This window comes from Actinoplanes sp. NPDC024001 (assembly GCF_040638955.1).
In the GTDB taxonomy this organism is placed as follows: Bacteria; Actinomycetota; Actinomycetes; order Mycobacteriales; family Micromonosporaceae; genus Actinoplanes.
In genome coordinates this window covers 16,755-35,688 of record NZ_JBEZZB010000111.1, presented here as the reverse complement: position 1 = coordinate 35,688, position 18,934 = coordinate 16,755, and the positions used below count along the sequence as shown (strand labels likewise).

Here is an 18,934-nt window from a genome sequence, read left to right as displayed (position 1 = left end):
GAGCGATCCGGCTGCCAGCCAGTGCTGCTTTCGAGCCGCCGACACGACACCGGCCGCCAGTCGAGCGATCCGGCTGCCAGCCAGTGCTGCTTTCGCGCCGCCGACACGACACCGGCCGCCAGTCGAGCGATCCGGCTGCCAGCCAGTGCTGCTTTCGAGCCGCCGACACGACACCGGCCGCCAGTCGAGCGATCCGGCTGCCAGCCAGTGCTGCTTTCGAGCCGCCGACACGACACCGGCCGCCAGCCGGGCGGTTCGGCTGGCGGCCAGTGCTGCTTTTGGGCCGCTGGCGCGACACTGGCCGTCAGCTCGGTGATCGGGCTGACGGCCAGTGCGCGAAACGTTCAGATCTTGGTGCCGAGATCGACCTTCGGCTTGGGGACGCGCATCCGGCGGAAGGTCAGCCCGCGCATGATCCCGTAGAGGTAGAGCGACCCCATCCGCTGCCCCGTCTCCGGGAAGCGCGCCTTCACCAGCTTCTTGATCTTGCGAGCGATCAGAACGCTGTCGACCAGCACCGCCAGCGCCAGGAACGCCCAGATCAGCGTGCTGATGTATCGAATCGTGGGGTCGGGCACCGACGACCCGATCAGCACGATCACCGCGCCACCGATGAACCACGAGCCGACGGTCCGCCGGGAGTCGACGATGTCGCGCACCAGCGACCGCTCCGGCCCCCGGTCACGGGCCAGCAGGTAGCGCTCGTCGCCGTTGCGCATGCCCTCGGCGGCCTCGGCACGCTCGGCGCGCTGCCGCTCCCGCATCTGCTTGTAAGCCTCTTTGCGGTTGGCCGGCGCCGGATCCTGCACCCGGCGACCGGTGCTGACCCGTTTCGGCGTGACCACACCCAGCTCTTTCTTGCTGGGCGTGTAGCCCTTGGGGCGGGGCGCCTCGGGAGTCACCTCCTGGCTGACCGAGGAGGTGGCGTCTTCGACGAGGTCGGCTGGCTTGCGACGAAACAGCGGGGACACGCAACGAGCGTAGCCAAACGGCGCGGTGTGCTACACACCGCGCCGTTGATCGTGACGAAAGTGCAGCTCAGGGGCGCTCGACGTGAGCACCCAGAGCGGCCAGCTTGGCCTCGAAGTCCTCGTATCCGCGGTCGATCAGGCTGACCCCGTAGACCCGGGAGGTGCCCTCGGCGGCCAGCGCGGCGATCAGGTGCGCGAAGCCGGCCCGCAGGTCCGGGATCCGTACGTCGGTGGCGTGCAGCTTCGACGGGCCGGCGATCACCGCGGAGTGCATGAAGTTGCGGCGGCCGAACCGGCACGGCGTGCCACCGAGGCAGTCCCGGTACGTCTGGATGGTGGCGCCCATCTGGTTCAGCGCGTCGGTGTAGCCGAGCCGCTGCTCGTACACCGTCTCGTGCATGATCGACAGACCGCGCGCCTGGGTCAGGGCGACCACCAGCGGCTGCTGCCAGTCGGTCATGAAGCCGGGGTGCACGTCGGTCTCCAGCGCCACGGCGTTGAGCTCGCCGCCCGGGTGCCAGAACTTGATGCCGCCCTCGGCGCCGGTGACGCCGGCGCGGGCCACCCGGTCGTCGGTGATCTTCAGCTCGCCGCCGATCGACCGGAAGACGTTCAGGAACGTCATCATGTCGGCCTGCCGGGCGCCGACCACCTCGATCTCGCCGCGGGTGGCGAGGGCGGCCGCGGCCCAGCTCGCCGCCTCGATCCGGTCCGGGATCGGCTTGTGCTCGTAGCCGTAGAGCCGGGGCACGCCCTGGATCTCGATGACCCGGTCGGTGTGCACCGTGATGATCGCGCCCATCTTCTGCAGCACGCAGATCAGGTCGATGATCTCCGGCTCGATGGCCGCGTTGCGCAGCTCGGTGACGCCCTCCGCGCGGACCGCGGTGAGCAGCACCTGCTCGGTGGCGCCGACGCTCGGGTACGGCAGCTCCAGCTTCGCGCCGTGCAGCCCGTTCGGGGCGCTCAGGTGCATGCCCTCGGGGGTCTTGTCGACCACCGCGCCGAACTCGCGCAGCGCCTTGATGTGGAAGTCGATCGGGCGCGGCCCGATGTGGCAGCCGCCCAGGTCCGGGATGAACGCGTGACCGAGCCGGTGCAGCAGCGGGCCGCACAGCAGGATCGGGATCCGGCTGGACCCGGCGTGCACGTTGATCTCGTCGGTGCTGGCGCTCTCCACGTTCGTGGGGTCCATCACCAGCTCGCCGTCCTCGACGCCGTCGCTGACCTTCACGCCGTGCAGCTCGAGCAGGCCACGGACGACCTCGACGTCGCGAATGCGCGGCACGTCGAAGAGCCGGCTCGGTGACTCGCCCAGCAGGGCGGCGACCATCGCCTTGGATACCAGGTTCTTGGCGCCACGGACCCGGATCTGACCCTGCAACGGCGTACCGCCGTGCACGACCAGGACATCGTCGGTCAACGTAACCTCCAGCCGGTGGGCGCCAGGGGCGCCCGATGATCGAGGGGGCAGAGCGCGGGCGGGGGTACCCGATTCTGCAACCGGGGAAGCATAGCGCTGAGTGACAACCACGGCAGCCGTGGCGGCGTGCGAAACGCCGTTGAATGAGGCTCGTTCACGACAATGGAGATCAACTGCACCGACCGTGTGCGCGGCACAACTCAAGGTAGATCGTGAATAAGACTCAGTGTCGGCGGCGTCGGCAGCCCGACTGAATCCACCGAGCGGGTGGATTCAGTCGGCTACACAGAGTCACGGAAGGGCGAGCATCTGGTCGAGTGCGATCCGCGCCTCATGGGCGGTCTTCTCGTCGACCGTGATGACGTTCGGCACCCGGCCGGCCACCAGCTCCTCCAGCGCCCACACCAGGTGGGGGAGGTCGATCCGGTTCATCGTCGAGCAGTAACAGACGGTTCGGTCGAGGAACATGATCTGCTTGTCCGGGTGGGCGAGCGCGAGCCGGCGTACCAGATTGAGCTCGGTGCCGACCGCCCACGCCGAGCCGGACGGCGCGGCGTCGAGGGCCTTGATGATGTATTCGGTCGAGCCGACGTAGTCGGCGGCCCGGACCACGTCGTGGCGGCACTCCGGGTGCACCAGCACGTTGACGCCCGGCACCCGCTCGCGCACCTCGCGGACGCTGTCGATGGTGAACCGGCCGTGCACCGAGCAGTGCCCCCGCCACAGGATCATCCGGGCGTTGCGCAGCTGCTCATCGGTGAGCCCGCCCTGCGGCTTGTGCGGGTCGTAGAGCACGCAGTCGTCCAGGTCGAAGCCCATCTCCAGCACCGCGGTGTTGCGGCCCAGGTGCTGGTCGGGCAGGAAGAACACCTTCGAACCCTGCTCGAACGACCAGGTCAGCGCTCGCTTGGCATTGGACGAGGTGCAGACCACGCCCTTGTTGCGGCCGACGAAGCCCTTGATGTCGGCGGACGAGTTCATGTAGGTGACCGGGACGATGTCGTTTGCGATCCCGAGGTCCTGGAAGTGCTCCCAGGCCGTCTCGACCTGCCCGAGCACCGCCATGTCGGCCATCGAGCAGCCGGCCGCCAGGTCGGGCAGGATCACCTTCTGCTCGGGCTTGGTCAGGATGTCCGCGCTCTCGGCCATGAAGTGCACGCCGCAGAAGACGATGAACTCCGCCTCCGGACGGGCCGCGGCCTGCTGGGCGAGCTTGAACGAGTCACCGGTGACGTCGGCGAACTGGATCACCTCGTCACGCTGGTAGTGGTGCCCCAGCACGAAGACCCGGGAGCCGAGCGCCGCTTTCGCCGCGGTGGCCCGGGCCACCAGGTCCGGGTCGCTGGGCGCGGGCAGGTCGCCGGGGCAGTCCACGCCCCGCTCGCTCGCCGGGTCGGTGCCGCGCCCCAGCAGGAGCAGGGAGAGCGGGGTGTTCGAGGGTTCGGTCCAGGTCGACGTCACGTCCGCCATCGTCGCACAAGGGCTGGGACGGTAGCTGCGCCCGGGAAAGTGGGCTGCCACACTCGCGGGGTGCGCGTACTGATCTGTCCGGACAAGTTCGCCGGCACCCTTTCCGCCCCCGCTGTCGCCCAGGCTGTCGCCGAGGGCTGGTCCGTCCCCGATGACGTCCTCGTGCAGCGCCCGCTCGCCGACGGCGGCCCCGGTTTCGTCGAGGTGCTCGCCACGGCGCTGGACGGCCGGCGGATCCCGGTCGCCACCGTCGATCCACTGGGCCGCCCGGCGCAGGGTGAGATCCTGCTCGCCGCCGGCACGGCTTATGTGGAGAGCGCGCAGGCCTGCGGCCTGCACCTGCTGACGCAGGACGAGCGAGACCCGGAGACCACCACGTCGTACGGCCTGGGCCTGCTGATCGCCGCAGCGGTGGAGAGCGGGGCGACCGAGGTGGTCGTCGGTCTCGGTGGTTCCGCGGTGAACGACGCGGGCGCCGGCATGCTGGCAGCGCTCGGCGCCGGTCCGGTCGACACGGCGGGGTACGCGCTGCCGTACGGCGGAGCCGCCCTGATCACCGCGACCGCCCTGGCCGGCGTGCCGCAGCTGCGCCAGGTCCGGCTGGTCGCCGCCACCGACGTGGACAACCCGCTGACCGGCCTGCACGGCGCGAGCAGCGTCTTCGGCCCGCAGAAGGGCGCCTCGCGGGAGCAGGTGCTGCGCCTGGACGCCGCGCTGGAGCACTTCGCCGGCGTCCTGGAGAAGGCGTTCGGGATCAGCGACCTGACCGTGGCCCCCGGCGGCGGCGCGGCCGGCGGGATCGGCGCCGCGCTGATCGCCCTCGGCGGCCGGGTGACCTCCGGTATCAACCTGGTCACGAATCTGATCGGCCTGGACGCCGAGCTCGACGCGGCCGACCTGGTGATCACCGGGGAGGGCTCCTTCGACCACCAGTCGCTGCGCGGCAAGGTGGTCGCCGGGATCGCGGCCGGCGCCCGGGACCGGGGCCTGCCCTGCGTGGTGCTGGCCGGCCGGAACGAAACCGGCTACCGGGAGGCCGCTGCCGCAGGGGTGACCGAGACGCACACCCTCGTGGAACATTTCGGTTCGGTCGAGCAGGCGCTCGCCGAACCCGCACGCGGCCTGCGCGAACTCGCCGCACGCCTGGCTGAGCAATGGAGCAGGTGATCTGCGACCCGCCCGGATTGGGAATCCCGGGGATTGGGGTTAGCGTTGGCCTGTACGGCACCTGCCTGGGCTAGTCCCGCGGCGGAAAACCTAGGCAAAACCGCATGAGACCCTGCAGGGAGATACCTAGTGACCACTGAAGCGCACACCGAGTCGACCGAGGCGACCGCCCCGACCGGCGTCATCTTGACCGACGTCGCCGCGGTGAAGGTCAAGGCCCTGATCGAGCAGGAAGGGCGCGACGACCTGCGCCTGCGCATCGCCGTACAGCCCGGTGGCTGCTCCGGCCTGCGCTACCAGCTCTTCTTCGACGAGCGCTCGCTCGACGGCGACGTCGTCAACGACTTCGGCGGCGTCGAGGTCGTGGTCGACCGGATGTCCGCGCCGTACCTGGCGGGCGCCACCATCGACTTCGCCGACCGGATCGACGCTCAGGGCTTCACCATCGACAACCCGAACGCGCAGAACTCCTGCGCGTGTGGCGACTCGTTCCACTGATCACCGCAGCAACCTGACAGGCCGTCCCGTTCACGGGGCGGCCTGCTCGCTGTAACCGACCGGTAGTCTCAAGCCGTATCGCCCCCTGTCCCCGAACCCTGAGGGCCGAAATGAAGATCGCCGTCACCGGCTCGATCGCCACCGACCACCTGATGCACTTCCCCGGCAAGTTCGCCGAGCAGCTCATCGCCGATCAGCTCCACAAGGTCTCCCTGTCCTTCCTCGTCGACGACCTGGTGGTGCGCCGTGGTGGCGTGGCGCCGAACATCGCGTTCGGGATGGCCAAGCTGGGCCTGCGGCCGATCCTGGTGGGCGCGGTCGGCGCCGACTTCGCCGACTACCGGTCGTGGCTCGAGCGGCACGGCGTGGACTGCGACTCGGTGCACATCAGCGACGTGGCGCACACTGCCCGGTTCGTCTGCACCACCGACGACGATCTGAACCAGATCGCCTCGTTCTACGCCGGGGCGATGGCCGAGGCCCGCAACATCGAGCTCGCCCCGGTCCACCAGCGTTCCGGCGGCCTCGACCTGGTGCTGGTCGGCGCGAACGACCCGGCCGCGATGATCCGCCACTCCGAGGAGTGCCGCGCCCGCGGTTACGCGTTCGCCGCCGACCCGTCGCAGCAGCTCGCCCGGATGGACGGCTCGGACGTGCTGAGCCTGATCAGCGGCGCGGAGTACCTGCTGACCAACGAGTACGAGCGCTCCCTGCTGGAGACCAAGGCCGGCCTCACCTCCGAGCAGGTGCTGGAGCAGGTGAAGGTGCGGGTCACCACGCTCGGCAAGGACGGCGTGGAGATCACCGGACGGGACATGGAGCGCATCCACGTGCCGGTCATCCCGGGCGTGATCGGGGAGGACCCGACCGGTGTCGGCGACGGCTTCCGGGCCGGCTTCTTCGCCGGTGTCTCCTGGGGCCTGAGCCTGGAGCGGTCGGCGCAGGTCGGCTCGCTGGTGGCGGCCCTGGTCCTGGAGACCGTCGGCACCCAGGAGTACGACATCCGGCCCGCCGACTTCACCAAGCGCCTGGCCGCGGCGTACGGGGACGCCGCCGCCGCCGAGATCGCGCCGTTCCTGCCCGCCTGACATGGTTCTCGCGGTTTTCGCCGGGCTTCCCGGCGTCGGTAAGAGCACGCTCGCGGCGCAGGTCGCCACCGAGCTGCCCGCGGCGGTGCTCGCCGTCGACACGGTCGACTTCACGCTGCAGCGCTACGGGGTGCACGAGACGCGCCCCGGCTACGCCGCCTACGGGGTGGTGGCCGCGCTCGCCGAGGAACAGCTCAAGATCGGCCACCACGTGATCATCGACGCGGTGAACCCGGTCAAGGCGGCCCGTGAGCTCTGGGTCGACCTGGCCGACCGGATGGCGGTGCCGCTGCGCGTCGTCGAGGTGATCTGCGGCGACGACGCGGAGCACCGCCGCCGCGTCGAGGCCCGTTACGCGTCGCGCGACCACGAGGGCATCCCGGACTGGGTGCGCGTCCTGGAACGCCAGGCGGAGTACGAGCCCTATCTGGGCCCCCGCCTGGTCGTCGACACCTACCTGGCGAAGGAGCCGGTCCCGCAGGTGGTCAGCTACCTCAGCTGACCGGCGATCGCCCACGGAGCGAAGCGGAGTCAGCAAGCTCTGCGGACGTCGAACTGATGGCCGTGGCCGGCGACGAACTCCTGCCCCTTCATGCGGCACCAGGCGGGAATGTCGTTGGCCGCGGCCGGGTCGTCCGCCAGCACCCGGACGATCTCGCCGACCGGCACGCCGGGAATGGCCTTGGCCAGCTTGATCACCGGAAGCGGGCAGCGCTGGCCCCGGCAGTCCAGGGTGATCACATCCCGGCCTCCTTCCGGATCCGCTCCACCACTTCGGGCAGGACCGCCAGGAACCGGTCCACCTGCGCCTCGGTGGTGCCCCGGTGCAGCGACACCCGCACGTTGCCGTGGCTGAGCACCCCCATCGCCTCCAGCACGTGACTGGGCCGCAGCGTGGACGAGGTGCACGAGGAACCGGACGAGACCGCGAAACCGTGCCGGTCGAGGGCGTGCAGCAGGGCCTCGCCGTCCACGTAGAGGCAGCTGAACGTGACCAGGTGCGGCAGCCGTTCGACCGGATCGCCGACGATCTCGACGTCCGGCACGGTCGCGGCCACCCGCTCCCGGATCCGGTCGACCAGGGCGCTCAGCCGTACCCTCTCGGTCTCCGCCTCGCCCACGACGGCGCGCAGGCTGGCTGCGGCCGCGACCACCGCGGGCAGGTCGATCGCGCCCTGCGGGCGCGGGCGATAAAGATCATCCTGTGGGTGCGGTGAGATCCACCGCACACCCTTGCGGACGGCGAGAACCCCCACGCCCGCAGGCCCGCCCCACTTGTGCGCGCTGGCAGTCAGCAGGGACCACCCCGAGGGTACGGGCAGCCGCCCCACCGACTGGGCGGCATCGACGAAGAGTGGCACTCCCGCCTCCGCGCACAGTTCCGCCGCCTCGGCCACCGGCTGCACCGTCCCGGCCTCGTGGCTGGCGCTGATCAGGCTGGCCAGCGCCACCCCGGGCGCCGCCACGGCCGCCGACCAGGCGTCCAGGTCGAGCCGGCCGAGCCGGTCCACGCCGACCTCGACGGCCTCGGCGGTGCGGGCCGCGTGCAGCACGGCCGAGTGCTCGATCGCCGAGTGCACCAGGGTCTGCCCGGCCCGGCGGCGCCCGGCCAGGCCACCGAGCACGGCCGCCTGGGCCGCGGCGGTGCCGGAGGGCCAGAAGCTGAGCTCGTCCGCCCGTACGCCGAGAATCTCCGCGACCACCGCGGTGGCCGCCTCGTGCAACTGCTGGGCCCGCCGCCCGGCCGCGTAGAGCCGCGCCGGGTCGGCCCAGCCGTCGGCGAGCGACGCGAGCAGGGCTTCGCGGGCTACTGGATGGAGCGGGACAGCGCTGGCGGCGTCCAGGTATACCGCCGCCCCGGCCGGATCGCCTGTGTAATCCACACAGGGAACGGTATCGTCCGGTTGACCGGTAGTTTCCCGGGCGGCCGGGCGACGGCCCCCCGGTGGCGGGCGGCACGGGCCTGGTCGAGTAGTGTGCGACCGTCGGTGAGCCTTGCCGCCAGGTGTCCGGTTTCGGCACGGGCGGCGCTGCTAAGGAGGCAGAAGCAGGTGGGCGCAAGGAGTTCGGCCACACGGCCGCGGGCAGTTGGCCGGGCGGCCGGGCTGGGTCTCGGCGGTGCGACGCTGCTGACGCTGCTTACGGGATGCTCGGTTGAGGACTGGGGAAGCGCCTTCGGGCACTTCGGATGGCCCGGCCGGGGCATCAGTCTGCAGGCCCACGAGATGTACGACCTGTGGATCGCGTCGACGATCGCCGCTCTGGTGGTCGGCTTCGGCGTGTGGGGCCTGATCTTCTGGTGCATCATCCGGTACCGCAAGCGTGGCGAAGAGCTGCCCGTGCAGACCCGGTTCAACATGCCGATGGAGATCCTCTACACGGTCACGCCGGTCCTGATCGTCGCGGTGCTCTTCTACTACACCGCGATCGTGCAGACCAGCATCGACAAGCTGTCGAAGAACCCGGACCAGGTCGTCGAGGTCGTGGCGTTCAAGTGGAACTGGCAGTTCAACTACCAGGACGGCATGGGTGAGGACGCCGGCACGGTCGCCTCGACCGTCGGCTCGTCGGACGTCATCCCGCTGCTGGTCCTGCCGGTCGGCGAGAAGATCCGCTTCGAGGAGACCAGCACGGACGTCATCCACTCGTTCTGGGTGCCGGAGATGCTGTTCAAGCGGGACGTCATGCCGGGCAACGTGCGCAACGTCTTCGAGGTCACTCTCGACCGCGAGGGCCGTTACGTCGGCCGGTGCGCCGAGCTGTGCGGGACGTACCACGCCTTCATGAACTTCGAGCTGGTCGTGGTCTCGCCGGACAAGTTCGACACGTTCCTCAAGGCCAAGGTGGACGGCGCGTCGACGCAGGAGGCGATGGAGGCCATCGGCTTCACCGGCCAGGAGGCGTACGCGACCACGACCCAGCCGTTCAACACTCGGCGCCAGCAGAACAGCTGGAACCAGCCCGAGACCGTAGCCGCAGGGAAGTAGGAGTCTCGACGTGCGGACCGAATACAAGATCTTTGCCGGCGTCGCCGCGTTCCTCTTCGTGGCCGCGACCGTCTACGGCTTCTACACGGCGGGCACCGCCAACATCTCGGGCAGCCAGGGTGACGGCTTCCAGGGCGGCGTCGAGTGGGTCGGCACCGTGGCCCTGATCCTCTCCGGCCTGCTCTGCGCGATGTGCGCCGGCTTCTTCTGGTTCGTCGCCCGCCGCATCGACCTGCGGCCGGAGGACCGGGAGGACGGCGAGATCGCCGAGGGCGCCGGCGAGGTCGGCTTCTTCAGCCCGGGCAGCTACTGGCCGTTCGGCATCGCGCTCGCCGCGTCGATCGCCGGCATCGGTCTGGTGTTCTGGATGTGGTGGCTGCTCGCGTTCGGCCTGATCTGCGTGATCGTCACGTCCTGCGGCCTGCTCTTCGAGTACTACAGCGGAACCCGGCACACCGCCGAGCACTGATTTGATCGAAAGAAGCCCGCATCTCCTGGCCGGAGATGCGGGCTTCTTGCTTCCCGCTCGCGGATCAGGCGGCGCGGCGCTGGTGCGGCGCCACGCGCCGCTTGCCGTCCGGTTTCAGCCACAGATGTACGACGATCGGCGCCACCACCTCGGCCGCCCCGCAGCGGGTGCAGACGAGTTCCGGGCACTCGTCGTGGCCGTCCTCGCAGGGCGGCACCTCGAAGAGCATGTCGCCGTCGCAGATGACACAGCGCAGTTCGCGTTCTTGCACGGGTGTCTCCTTCGCCGGAAGGTGGATTTACCCGGATGTCACGGTGAGAATTGTTCATTCCGACGCTGCCACGTAAATCGGGCATTGTCGGGCATTGCCCTCGGCGTGTTGCGAGAGTTTTACTCCGCGGCCTTGGCCGCCTGCGCCGCGGCCACCCAGCGGTCCAGCTGAGCGGTCACCGCGCCGGAGTCGATCGTCTCCTGGGCCCGGGCGATTCCGGCCCGCAGCGTCTCCCTCAGGTCGCCGGGGAGGCCACTCTGTGCGGCGAACGCGGCCGCCGCGTTGAGCAGCACCGCGTCCCGGACCGGGCCGTGCTCGCCGGCGAAGGTGCGGCGGGCCACGTCGGCGTTGAACACCGCGTCGCCACCGCGCAGGGCGTCCGGCGCGCTGCGCGGGATGCCCAGCTCGGTCGCGTCGATCAGCACTTCCTCGACCTTGCCGTCGCGGGCCATCCAGATCCGGGTGGGCGCCGCGGTGGTGAACTCGTCCAGGCCGTCCTCGCCGCGCATCACCAGCGCCGAGTCGCCGCGCTGGGCGAGCACCTCGGCCATCACCGGCGCCATCCGGGGCTCGAAGCAGCCGACCGCCGCCGACGTCGGCCGGGCCGGGTTGGTGAGCGGGCCGAGCATGTTGAAGAACGTCGGCACGCCCAGCTCACGCCGGGTCACCGCGGCGTGCCGCATGCCCGGGTGGTAGCGGGCCGCGAAGCAGAAGCCGATCCCGGCCTCCTCGACCGTCCGGGCCACCCCGGCCGGGCCCAGGTCCAGCGGGATGCCGAAGTGCTCCAGCAGGTCGGCGGTGCCGGTGGTGGAGGACGCCGACCGGTTGCCGTGCTTGACCACGGTCACCCCGGCGGCGGCCGTCACGACCGCCGCCATCGTCGAGATGTTCACCGTGTTGGCCCGGTCGCCGCCGGTGCCGACCACGTCGACCGCGCGGCGGCGCACCTCCTCGGGCAGCGTCACCAGCGTGGCGTTGGCGAGCATCGCCTCCACCAGGCCGGCCAGCTCGGCCGGCGACTCACCCTTGGCGCGCAGCGCGACCGCGAACCCGGCGATCTGCGCCGGTGTCGCGTTGCCGGCCATGATCTCGCCCATGGCCCAGGCGGTGTCCGTGGTGGCGAGTTCCTCGCCGCGCAGCAGAGCACTCGTCAGGTTCGGCCAGGTACGCGCGCCCATGATGGGAACCTCTCGTCGGAAGGGTCAGCGGGCGGGGGTGCCCTGAGTGCCCAGCGGGATGGCGCCGGCGCGGCGTGCCCGCAGCAGGCCGGCCACGGTCTGCCCGGTGGTGACCGGGTCCAGCGGGGCGAGCAGCGTCGCGTCGACCTGTGCGTACGCCGCCAGCCAGCGGTCCGCGGCGCGGGCGATGACCACGCAGGTGGGCGGGGGGTTCAGGTACTCGTCCTTGGCCTGCCGGGCCAGGCCGAGACCGCCGGCCGGGGTCGCCTCGCCGTCCAGGACCATCAGGTCGATCTCGAACTCGTCGAGCAGGCGACGGCAGTCCTCCCAGGAGGCGGCGTCGGCGAACTCGACCTTCAGATCAGCGGCCGGCCGCGGCCCGATGGCGAGCCGGATCCGGTCCCGCACGGCGGCGTCGTCGCTGTAGAGAAGAACGGTGTACTGGGTCGGCGTCGCCGTGTCGCTCATCTGTGCCCTACCTCACGTCGCAGGTGCCGCCGATCGTACCGAATCCGTTATCCGGCGTCGGGTCCCGGTCGTGCCGGTGTCCCAGCATTTGTGATCTTGGCCGCCTCGGCCTCCTGCCGGTCGAGGGCGCGGTCGATCCGCCGGGCCTCCCGTTCCGACTGGCGCACCCACTGCATCACCAGGATTCCCAGCATGGTGACGCTGACGATCTCGCCGCCGGCCCACAGGATCCCGCCCGCGGTGACCTGGTCGGCCTGCGGATCCAGCCAGCTCAGGCCCAGGCTCGGGTACCAGTCGCCGCCGAGCAGCTCCTCGCTCTGCATGATCGTCAGGCCGAGGACGGTGTGGAACGGCACGGAGAGCACCATCAGCAGCGCCCGGCCCGGATAGGGCCAGCGGTTCGGCAGCGGGTCCAGGCTCAGCAGCGGCCAGAAGAAGAGGCATCCCGTCACGATGAAGTGGAAGTGGATGAACTCGTGCAGCCAGACGTGCTCCAGCGTCTGCCGGTACAGGTCGGTGAAGTAGAGGACGAACGGGTTCGCCACGAAGATTCCGAAGGCGACCAGCGGGAACGTCAGCACCCGGACGTACCGGCTGTGCAGGACCGCGAGCAGCACCTTGCGCGGGGCCGGCTGCAGGGTGCGCAGGGCGAGAGTGGTCGGTGCGCCGAGGGCCAGGAAGATCGGGCCGATCATCGAGAGCACCATGTGCTGCACCATGTGCACCGAGATCAAGGTCGTGTCGTACGCCTCGACGCCGGTGACCGTCACCGCCGCGATCGAGCCGAGTCCACCCGCGACGAAGGCCACGGTCCGTCCGGCCGGCCAGTGGTCGCCGCGCTGTCGCAGACGCCAGACGCCGTACAGATAAACCGCCGCCGACACCAGCAGGCCCAGCGCGATGAGGCTGGTCAGGTGGAATTCGGTGAAGATCGCCGCCGGGGTGAACGGCGGAAGTCCAGTATCCCCGCCGGCGGCCGCGAGTGGGGGCATTTCGTCATGCTGCACCCCTCGAGGCTAGGCCTACCGGCTGGTCACCGAATATTCCGGGGCGCCCACAGTGCCGGATTGGGGACCCCGGGGGACCTTGGGCCTGGTTCGGATGAATAATGAGGCCGTGACAGCGGCAGCCATCGACAAGAGCCGGATCCACTCGCTGACCCGACCGAACATGGTCAGCGTCGGGACCATCGTGTGGCTCTCCAGCGAGCTCATGTTCTTCGCGGCTTTGTTCGCCATGTACTTCTCCATCAGGGCGGCAGCGCCCGAGCAGTGGGAGAAGCACACCGAGGTGCTGAACATTCCGTACGCGACCACCTTCACGGTCATCCTGGTTCTTTCGTCGGTGACCTGCCAGCTGGGCGTCTTCGCGGCGGAGAAGGGGGACGTGTTCGCGCTGCGGCGCTGGTTCGCGATCACCTTCGTGATGGGCCTGATCTTCGTGCTGGGTCAGGTGAACGAGTACCGCGAGCTGGTCCACCACGGCGTCAAGATCAACGGTGACGGTTACGGCTCGATGTTCTACCTGACGACCGGCTTCCACGGTCTGCACGTGACCGGCGGCCTGATCGCCTTCATCGTCTACATGATCCGGACGACCATGGGCCGGTTCACCCCGGCGCAGGCGACGTCAGCGATCGTCGTGTCGTACTACTGGCACTTCGTGGACGTGGTCTGGATCGCCCTGTTCGCCATGATCTATTGGCTTCAGTAAGCAGCGCCAACGGCGAGGATCGCAACAACAAACCAGAGGGACATAACCCATGACTTCTGACACCCCCGCCCGCAGGCGTGCCCGGGTGTTCTCCCGGCGGCGTTCCGCGCCGAGCCGGGCGCGCCGTCGGATGGGCGCAGCGGTACGCATGCTCGCCGCGCTGGTCCTGGCCGGAGGCGTCTACACCGCCTTCACGCCGGGCGCCTTCGCCGACGACGACGTCCAGCTCTCCGCGGCCGCTCAGGAGGGCAAGGCGCTCTTCGACAACAGCTGCATCTCCTGCCACGGGCGGGACGGGCAGGGCGTCGACGACCGCGGCCCGAGCCTGATCGGTGTCGGCGCGGCCTCCGTCGAGTTCCAGGTGAGCACCGGCCGTATGCCGATGACCCGCCAGGAGGCTCAGGCGGAGGAGAAGGCGCCGCAGTTCAACGACGACCAGACCCGTCAGCTCGCGCAGTACGTTCAGGAGATCGGCGGCGGCCCGGAGATCCCTGAGGGCCGGCTGGACGTGGACCTCAAGCAGGACCCCGACGCGCTCGCCCGTGGTGGCGAGCTGTTCCGGGTGAACTGCACCTCCTGCCACGGCTTCGGTGGTGGTGGCGGCGCGCTCTCCTCGGGCAAGTTCGCCCCGGCGCTGCACGACCCGACGGCCCGCGAGATCTACGCGGCGATGCTGAGCGGCCCGCAGAACATGCCGGTCTTCGGCGACAACCAGCTGACGCCGGAGCAGAAGAAGCAGATCATCACCTACATCCAGGTCCAGCTCCAGGACGACAAGGACCCGGGCGGTCTGTTCAACCTGGGCCGGTACGGTCCGTCGACCGAGGGCATGGCCATCTTCCTGGTGGGCATCACCCTCCTCGTCTTCACTTCGCTCTGGATTGCGGGGAAGTCATGACCGCTGTGCACCACGCGGGCCAGTCCGGCGCCGAGCCGGTCGACGTGAACGACCCGCACCTGACGCGTTTCGACATCGTCAAGGAAGGGCTCCGGCGCGACGACATCGAGATCGTCACGTACGAGTCGCAGTTCCACGGTCAGAACTCCAAGGCCGAGAAGCGGGTCGTCCGCAACATCTCCCTGCTGTTCCTGATCTCCGGCGCGGCCACCCTGGCGTTCCTCGGCTTCTACATCTGGTGGCCGTGGAAGTGGGAGCTCGGCCACACGCTGGGCGACTACTACACGCCGCTCCTCGGTGTGACGCTCGGCATCGGTCTGCTCGCGCTCGGCTTCGCCATCCTGGCCTGGGCCAAGAAGCTGCTGCCGCACGAGCTCTCGATCCAGCAGCGGCACGGTGACCCGTCCTCCGACGACGAGCGGCTGATCACCGGCCAGACGATGATCTACGTGGCCGACGAGCTCGGCGTGCAGCGCCGGCCGCTGCTCAAGGGCGCGATCGCGCTCGGCGCGGCGCCGCTCGGCCTCGCGGTGGCCGCGCCCCTGGTGGGTGGTCTGATCGAGAACCCGCACAAGGGCGATCACCCGATGATGTACACGACGGGCTTCCACCCGTCGCACAACGGTGGCAAGCCGGTGCGGCTGACCCGTGAGGACGGCAGCCCGATCCGGCCCGAGGACGTCAGCACCGGTGGCCAGATGACGGTGTTCCCGGGAATCCCGCACGGCGCCACCAACGAGCACGCCGACTCGCCGACGCTGCTGATCCACCTGCGATCCGACGACGCGGCGATCACCCGGGCGGCCGCTGACGCGGACCCGCGCAACAAGGGGTCGATGTGGGGCGACTACGTCGCCTACTCCAAGATCTGCACGCACGCCGGCTGCCCGGCCAGCCTCTACGAGCAGCAGACCAACCGCCTGCTCTGCCCGTGCCACCAGTCGCAGTTCCTCATCACCGACAACGCGCAGCCGGTCTTCGGGCCCGCGACTCGTCGTCTGCCGATGCTGCCGCTTACAGTGGATGAGGAAGGTTTCTTCGTGGCAGCGTCTGACTTCAAGGACACCGTCGGACCTGACTTCTGGGAGCGGCCGTGAAGCGCCGAAAGATGGACCTCGCTGAGGCCCCCAAGAATTTCGCCAAGGGGGTGGACGACCGGTTTCAGGCTGCGACCCCGCTTCGTGGCCTGCTGAACAAGGTCTTCCCCGACCACTGGTCGTTCCTGCTCGGCGAGATCGCCCTCTTCTCCTTTATCGTTCTGCTGCTCACCGGCGTGTTCCTGACGCTCTTCTTCGACCCGTCGATGAAGGAAGTCATCTACGACGGCGAGTACTCGGCACTGCGCGGCACCATGATGTCCGCAGCCTTCGAGTCCACCCTGAACCTGTCGTTCGAGGTCCGCGGTGGCCTGTTCATGCGGCAGATGCACCACTGGGCGGCGCTGCTCTTCATGGCGTCGATCATCGTGCACATGGCCCGCGTCTTCTTCACCGGCGCGTTCCGCAAGCCGCGTGAGATCAACTGGGTCATCGGCATCGTGCTGTTCCTGCTGGGGTTCTTCGCCGGCTTCACCGGCTACTCCCTGCCGGACGACGGCCTCTCCGGCACCGGTCTGCGCATCGCCTCGGCGATCATGCTGACCATCCCGGTCATCGGCACCTGGCTCTCCGCCTCGATCTTCGGCGGCGAGTTCCCCGGCACGCTGATCATCGGCCGTTTCTACATCGCCCACGTGCTGCTCATCCCGGGTCTCCTGCTCGCGCTGATCGCCGTGCACCTCGGCATCGTCTTCAAGCAGAAGCACACCCAGTGGCCCGGCCCGATGCGGACCAACGAGAACGTGGTCGGCGAGCGGATGTTCCCCCGTTACGCGATGAAGCAGGGCGGCTTCTTCATGGCCGTCTTCGGCGTGATCGCCCTGATGGCCGGTCTGTTCCAGATCAACCCGATCTGGCTCTTCGGCCCGTACCGGGCGGCCGAGGTCTCGTCGGCGAGCCAGCCGGACTTCTACGTCATGTTCATGGACGGCCTGGTCCGGCTCATGCCGAACTGGCAGATCTACATCTTCGACTACAGCATCCCGCCGATGTTCTGGCCCGCTGTCGTCGGCCTCGGTGCGCTCTTCACGCTGCCGATGGCCTACCCCTGGCTGGAAGCGCGCAAGCTCAAGGACAAGCGCATCCACCACCTGCTGGAGCGTCCCCGGGACAACCCGGAGCGCGTCGGCATCGGCATGATGGCGTTCACCTTCTGGTTCATCGCCACCATCTCCGGCGCCAACGACGTCGTCGCTGACAAGTTCCACATCAGCCTCAACGCGATGACCTGGGCCGGCCGCATCGGCCTGCTGGTCCTGCCGCCGCTCGCCTACTACATCTCGGTCCGGATCTGCCTGGGTCTCCAGCAGCACGACCGCGAGGTGCTGGCACACGGCGTCGAGACCGGCATCATCAAGCGCCTGCCGAACGGCCAGTTCGTCGAGGTCCACCAGCCTCTCGGCCCGGTCGACGACCACGGTCACCCGATCCCGCTGGAATACGCCGGCTGGGTCGTACCGAAGAAGATGAACCGCCTCGGCGCTCTCGCGCCGGCGGTGAAGGGCTTCTTCTTCCCGGTCGAGAAGCCCGCTGAGGCTCCGGTCTCGCCGGCCGTCGAGGCGGTCAAGCGAGAAGAAATCAAGTCCGGACGCTGAGCTCAAGCTCCACAGGAAAGGCCCGCCGCGTCAGCGGCGGGCCTTTCCATTTTTCTTGTACGACTTCTGCGAAGTTCCTGGATCGCCGCGCGGCCACCTGCCACTCCAGGCCTTGACGCGGCCGCCGGGCGTAAGCAGCGGTCACCCTCACCCCGCGGCGCTTCGCGCCGGCCGACGCTCGCCCGCCTGCGTGCCTCACGCGGTGGCCTGGGGCCGTCGCTCGGCGGCCGTGCACGAGCGTCGTCGGCGGCTGGGATGCCGCCGCCGCTGTCACTTACGCTCAGCCCGTGCGTCGCCTGAGGGACGCGTGGCGGCCCGCGGCTCGCACCAGCCCGCGGGTGGGGTGTCAGTCGGCGTCGGGCAGGCCGATCGCGAAGGCGTCCTCGAGGTCGTGCTTGGAGTAGGCGCGGAACGCGATGTGCGACTCGGTGTTGATCACGCCCGGCGTCTTGGAGATCCGCCCCGCGATGACCTCGGCGATGTCGTCGAACTTGGGCACACGCACGATGGCGATCAGGTCGACGTTGCCGGCCACCGAGTAGACCTCGCTGACCCCGTCGAGGGCGGCGAGCGCCTCGGCGACCTCAGGAATGGAGTCAGTGGCGCAGTCGATGTGGACGATCGCGGTGTTCACCGGCGGGCTCCTCGGCTGTGAGGACGGAAGTGGGTCGCGACCATGCTATCCGCGCCGCACCCCCGGCACGCACATGCGCGTGCCGACCTCCGTGGATCTTGGGTGTTTCTGCAGTTCAGAACAGGAACAGTCGGTCACGATTGGTGGATCAGCTGGATGGCGATGGAACGGTCAGGCCGTTGGTGGCGCGGACGACTCCGGTCAGGGACTCGCCGGGGGACACCACAGCGCCGGGCCAGACGACGCAGCGGGTGATCGCGCCGGCGACCCGGGCGCCCGCGCCCACCACCGACTCGGTGACCTCGCCGGTCACGTCGGCGGACGGGTCGATCAGGCTGCCGCCGGCGGCCGCGTGCAGGTTGGCCGCCAGGTAGTCGGCGGGGGTGCCGGTGTCCAGGTAGAAACCCTCGTAGCCGACCAGTTCCAGCTCGCCGGCGGCCTCCGCCGGGCGCCACACGGTGCGGACCAGGCTGCTGTCCTCGTCGGTCAGGTCCCGGATGTAGCGCCACGGCAGCAGGGAGAAACCGGCGAACCGGTGCCCGCTGAAACCGCCCGTCTCGCCGGGACGGCACGGCACGGTCAGCATCCGTACCGTCTCCCCGGACCAGCCGTCCAGCAGCGCCGCGATGTCCTTGCCGGGGTCACGCGCCGGGTCCACCAGGTAGGCGTCGGCGTTGCCGACCAGGGCGCCGCGGCCGCCGATCCAGTCCTTCATCCGGCCGACCCCGCCGGACGTGCCCAGCGGACCGTCCGGCTCGACCGACAGGTGCGCGCGGTCACCGACGTGCGCCACCACCTGATCGGCCAGGTAGGCGGCGTTCACCGCCACCCGCTCCGGGCCCGCCAGGCCGACGGCGGCCAGGCGGCGCAGCGCGTGATCGAGCAGCGGCAGATTGCCGACCGGGCAGAGAGCTTTCGGCACCGCCTCGGTCAGCGGCCGCAGCCGCTGACCCTCGCCGGCCGCCAGCACCACACCGCAGACCGCGCTCACCGCGCCACCCTCCATC

At 69.6% G+C, this 18,934-nt stretch carries 21 protein-coding genes; 10 read left to right on the top strand and 11 right to left on the bottom strand.

What is annotated here, in order from left to right; genetic code table 11:
• Nucleotides 1-344 precede the first annotated feature (344 nt).
• From AB0F81_RS33985 to nadA, 3 genes are all read right to left on the bottom strand, one after another.
• Nucleotides 345-971, bottom strand: coding sequence for a DUF3043 domain-containing protein (locus AB0F81_RS33985; RefSeq protein WP_360203891.1), 627 nt, complete (start codon nt 969-971; stop codon nt 345-347).
• A 67-nt stretch (nt 972-1,038) separates the two neighbouring features.
• Entirely contained in the window at nt 1,039-2,394 is a 1,356-nt protein-coding gene (gene murA, locus AB0F81_RS33980; RefSeq protein WP_360203889.1) for a UDP-N-acetylglucosamine 1-carboxyvinyltransferase, read from the bottom strand.
• A 291-nt stretch (nt 2,395-2,685) separates the two neighbouring features.
• Complete coding sequence (nadA, locus tag AB0F81_RS33975; protein WP_360203887.1) at nt 2,686-3,864, bottom strand: quinolinate synthase NadA; 1,179 nt, start codon at nt 3,862-3,864, stop codon at nt 2,686-2,688.
• Between the two features lie 60 nt (nt 3,865-3,924).
• Here nadA and AB0F81_RS33970 point away from each other — a divergent pair, with 60 nt between their 5' ends.
• From AB0F81_RS33970 to AB0F81_RS33955, 4 genes are all read left to right on the top strand, one after another.
• The gene (locus AB0F81_RS33970) at nt 3,925-5,031 is read left to right on the top strand and encodes a glycerate kinase (RefSeq protein ID WP_360203885.1); all 1,107 of its coding nucleotides are present in this window, start codon (nt 3,925-3,927) and stop codon (nt 5,029-5,031) included.
• Nucleotides 5,032-5,160: 129 nt separating this feature from the next.
• Nucleotides 5,161-5,529 (top strand): iron-sulfur cluster insertion protein ErpA, encoded by a 369-nt coding sequence (gene erpA / locus AB0F81_RS33965; RefSeq protein ID WP_185040212.1) that lies wholly within the window; start codon nt 5,161-5,163, stop codon nt 5,527-5,529.
• Nucleotides 5,530-5,639: 110 nt separating this feature from the next.
• Entirely contained in the window at nt 5,640-6,617 is a 978-nt protein-coding gene (locus AB0F81_RS33960; protein WP_360203883.1) for a carbohydrate kinase family protein, read from the top strand.
• Nucleotide 6,618: 1 nt separating this feature from the next.
• A complete protein-coding gene (locus tag AB0F81_RS33955) occupies nt 6,619-7,119 on the top strand; it encodes an ATP-binding protein (RefSeq protein WP_360203881.1) in 501 nt (166 codons plus the stop codon).
• 29 nt (nt 7,120-7,148) lie between these two features.
• On the opposite strand, the gene AB0F81_RS33950 is transcribed toward AB0F81_RS33955, so the two are convergent.
• Entirely contained in the window at nt 7,149-7,358 is a 210-nt protein-coding gene (locus tag AB0F81_RS33950; RefSeq protein WP_360203879.1) for a sulfurtransferase TusA family protein, read from the bottom strand.
• Nucleotides 7,355-8,500 (bottom strand): aminotransferase class V-fold PLP-dependent enzyme, encoded by a 1,146-nt coding sequence (locus tag AB0F81_RS33945; RefSeq protein WP_360203878.1) that lies wholly within the window; start codon nt 8,498-8,500, stop codon nt 7,355-7,357. The genes AB0F81_RS33950 and AB0F81_RS33945 overlap by 4 nt, the downstream gene beginning before the upstream one ends.
• Nucleotides 8,501-8,668: 168 nt before the next feature.
• Between AB0F81_RS33945 and coxB the strand changes: the two genes are divergently transcribed.
• Both coxB and AB0F81_RS33935 read left to right on the top strand, forming a co-directional pair.
• Nucleotides 8,669-9,604: a cytochrome c oxidase subunit II gene (gene coxB, locus AB0F81_RS33940; RefSeq protein WP_360203876.1), complete on the top strand. Its 936-nt coding sequence runs from the start codon at nt 8,669-8,671 to the stop codon at nt 9,602-9,604.
• A 10-nt stretch (nt 9,605-9,614) separates the two neighbouring features.
• Nucleotides 9,615-10,073 carry a cytochrome c oxidase subunit 4 gene (locus AB0F81_RS33935; protein ID WP_360203874.1) on the top strand — a complete coding sequence of 153 codons (459 nt, stop codon included), beginning with the start codon at nt 9,615-9,617 and terminating at the stop codon, nt 10,071-10,073.
• 64 nt (nt 10,074-10,137) lie between these two features.
• Here AB0F81_RS33935 and AB0F81_RS33930 read toward each other — a convergent pair whose 3' ends face one another.
• The 4 genes from AB0F81_RS33930 to AB0F81_RS33915 all read right to left on the bottom strand — a co-directional run bounded on the left by AB0F81_RS33930 (nt 10,138) and on the right by AB0F81_RS33915 (nt 12,982).
• Nucleotides 10,138-10,344 carry a hypothetical protein gene (locus tag AB0F81_RS33930; RefSeq protein ID WP_360203873.1) on the bottom strand — a complete coding sequence of 69 codons (207 nt, stop codon included), beginning with the start codon at nt 10,342-10,344 and terminating at the stop codon, nt 10,138-10,140.
• Between the two features lie 119 nt (nt 10,345-10,463).
• Nucleotides 10,464-11,522, bottom strand: coding sequence for an anthranilate phosphoribosyltransferase (gene trpD, locus AB0F81_RS33925; RefSeq protein ID WP_360203872.1), 1,059 nt, complete (start codon nt 11,520-11,522; stop codon nt 10,464-10,466).
• 24 nt (nt 11,523-11,546) lie between these two features.
• On the bottom strand, nt 11,547-11,990 hold the full coding sequence (locus tag AB0F81_RS33920) for a hypothetical protein (protein WP_360203870.1): 444 nt from the start codon (nt 11,988-11,990) through the stop codon (nt 11,547-11,549).
• A 47-nt stretch (nt 11,991-12,037) separates the two neighbouring features.
• Entirely contained in the window at nt 12,038-12,982 is a 945-nt protein-coding gene (locus tag AB0F81_RS33915; protein WP_360203897.1) for a cytochrome c oxidase assembly protein, read from the bottom strand.
• A gap of 124 nt (nt 12,983-13,106) precedes the next feature.
• On the opposite strand from AB0F81_RS33915, the gene AB0F81_RS33910 reads away from it, so the two are divergent.
• Genes AB0F81_RS33910 through AB0F81_RS33895 form a run of 4 tightly spaced genes read left to right on the top strand, consistent with a single transcriptional unit; the run spans nt 13,107 to nt 17,293 of the window.
• The gene (locus AB0F81_RS33910; protein ID WP_360203868.1) at nt 13,107-13,703 is read left to right on the top strand and encodes a heme-copper oxidase subunit III; all 597 of its coding nucleotides are present in this window, start codon (nt 13,107-13,109) and stop codon (nt 13,701-13,703) included.
• A gap of 49 nt (nt 13,704-13,752) precedes the next feature.
• Nucleotides 13,753-14,601: a cytochrome c gene (locus AB0F81_RS33905; RefSeq protein ID WP_360203867.1), complete on the top strand. Its 849-nt coding sequence runs from the start codon at nt 13,753-13,755 to the stop codon at nt 14,599-14,601.
• Nucleotides 14,598-15,698, top strand: a complete 1,101-nt coding sequence (locus tag AB0F81_RS33900) for a Rieske 2Fe-2S domain-containing protein (RefSeq protein WP_360203865.1) — start codon at nt 14,598-14,600, stop codon at nt 15,696-15,698. Before AB0F81_RS33905 ends, AB0F81_RS33900 begins: the two co-directional genes overlap by 4 nt.
• Nucleotides 15,695-17,293, top strand: coding sequence for a ubiquinol-cytochrome c reductase cytochrome b subunit (locus tag AB0F81_RS33895; protein ID WP_360203863.1), 1,599 nt, complete (start codon nt 15,695-15,697; stop codon nt 17,291-17,293). The genes AB0F81_RS33900 and AB0F81_RS33895 overlap by 4 nt, the downstream gene beginning before the upstream one ends.
• 346 nt (nt 17,294-17,639) lie before the next feature.
• On the opposite strand, the gene AB0F81_RS33890 is transcribed toward AB0F81_RS33895, so the two are convergent.
• Both AB0F81_RS33890 and AB0F81_RS33885 read right to left on the bottom strand, forming a co-directional pair.
• Nucleotides 17,640-17,927 (bottom strand): Lrp/AsnC ligand binding domain-containing protein, encoded by a 288-nt coding sequence (locus AB0F81_RS33890; RefSeq protein WP_360203862.1) that lies wholly within the window; start codon nt 17,925-17,927, stop codon nt 17,640-17,642.
• A gap of 148 nt (nt 17,928-18,075) precedes the next feature.
• On the bottom strand, nt 18,076-18,918 hold the full coding sequence (locus AB0F81_RS33885) for a sugar phosphate nucleotidyltransferase (protein WP_360203860.1): 843 nt from the start codon (nt 18,916-18,918) through the stop codon (nt 18,076-18,078).
• Nucleotides 18,919-18,934: the final 16 nt, after the last annotated feature.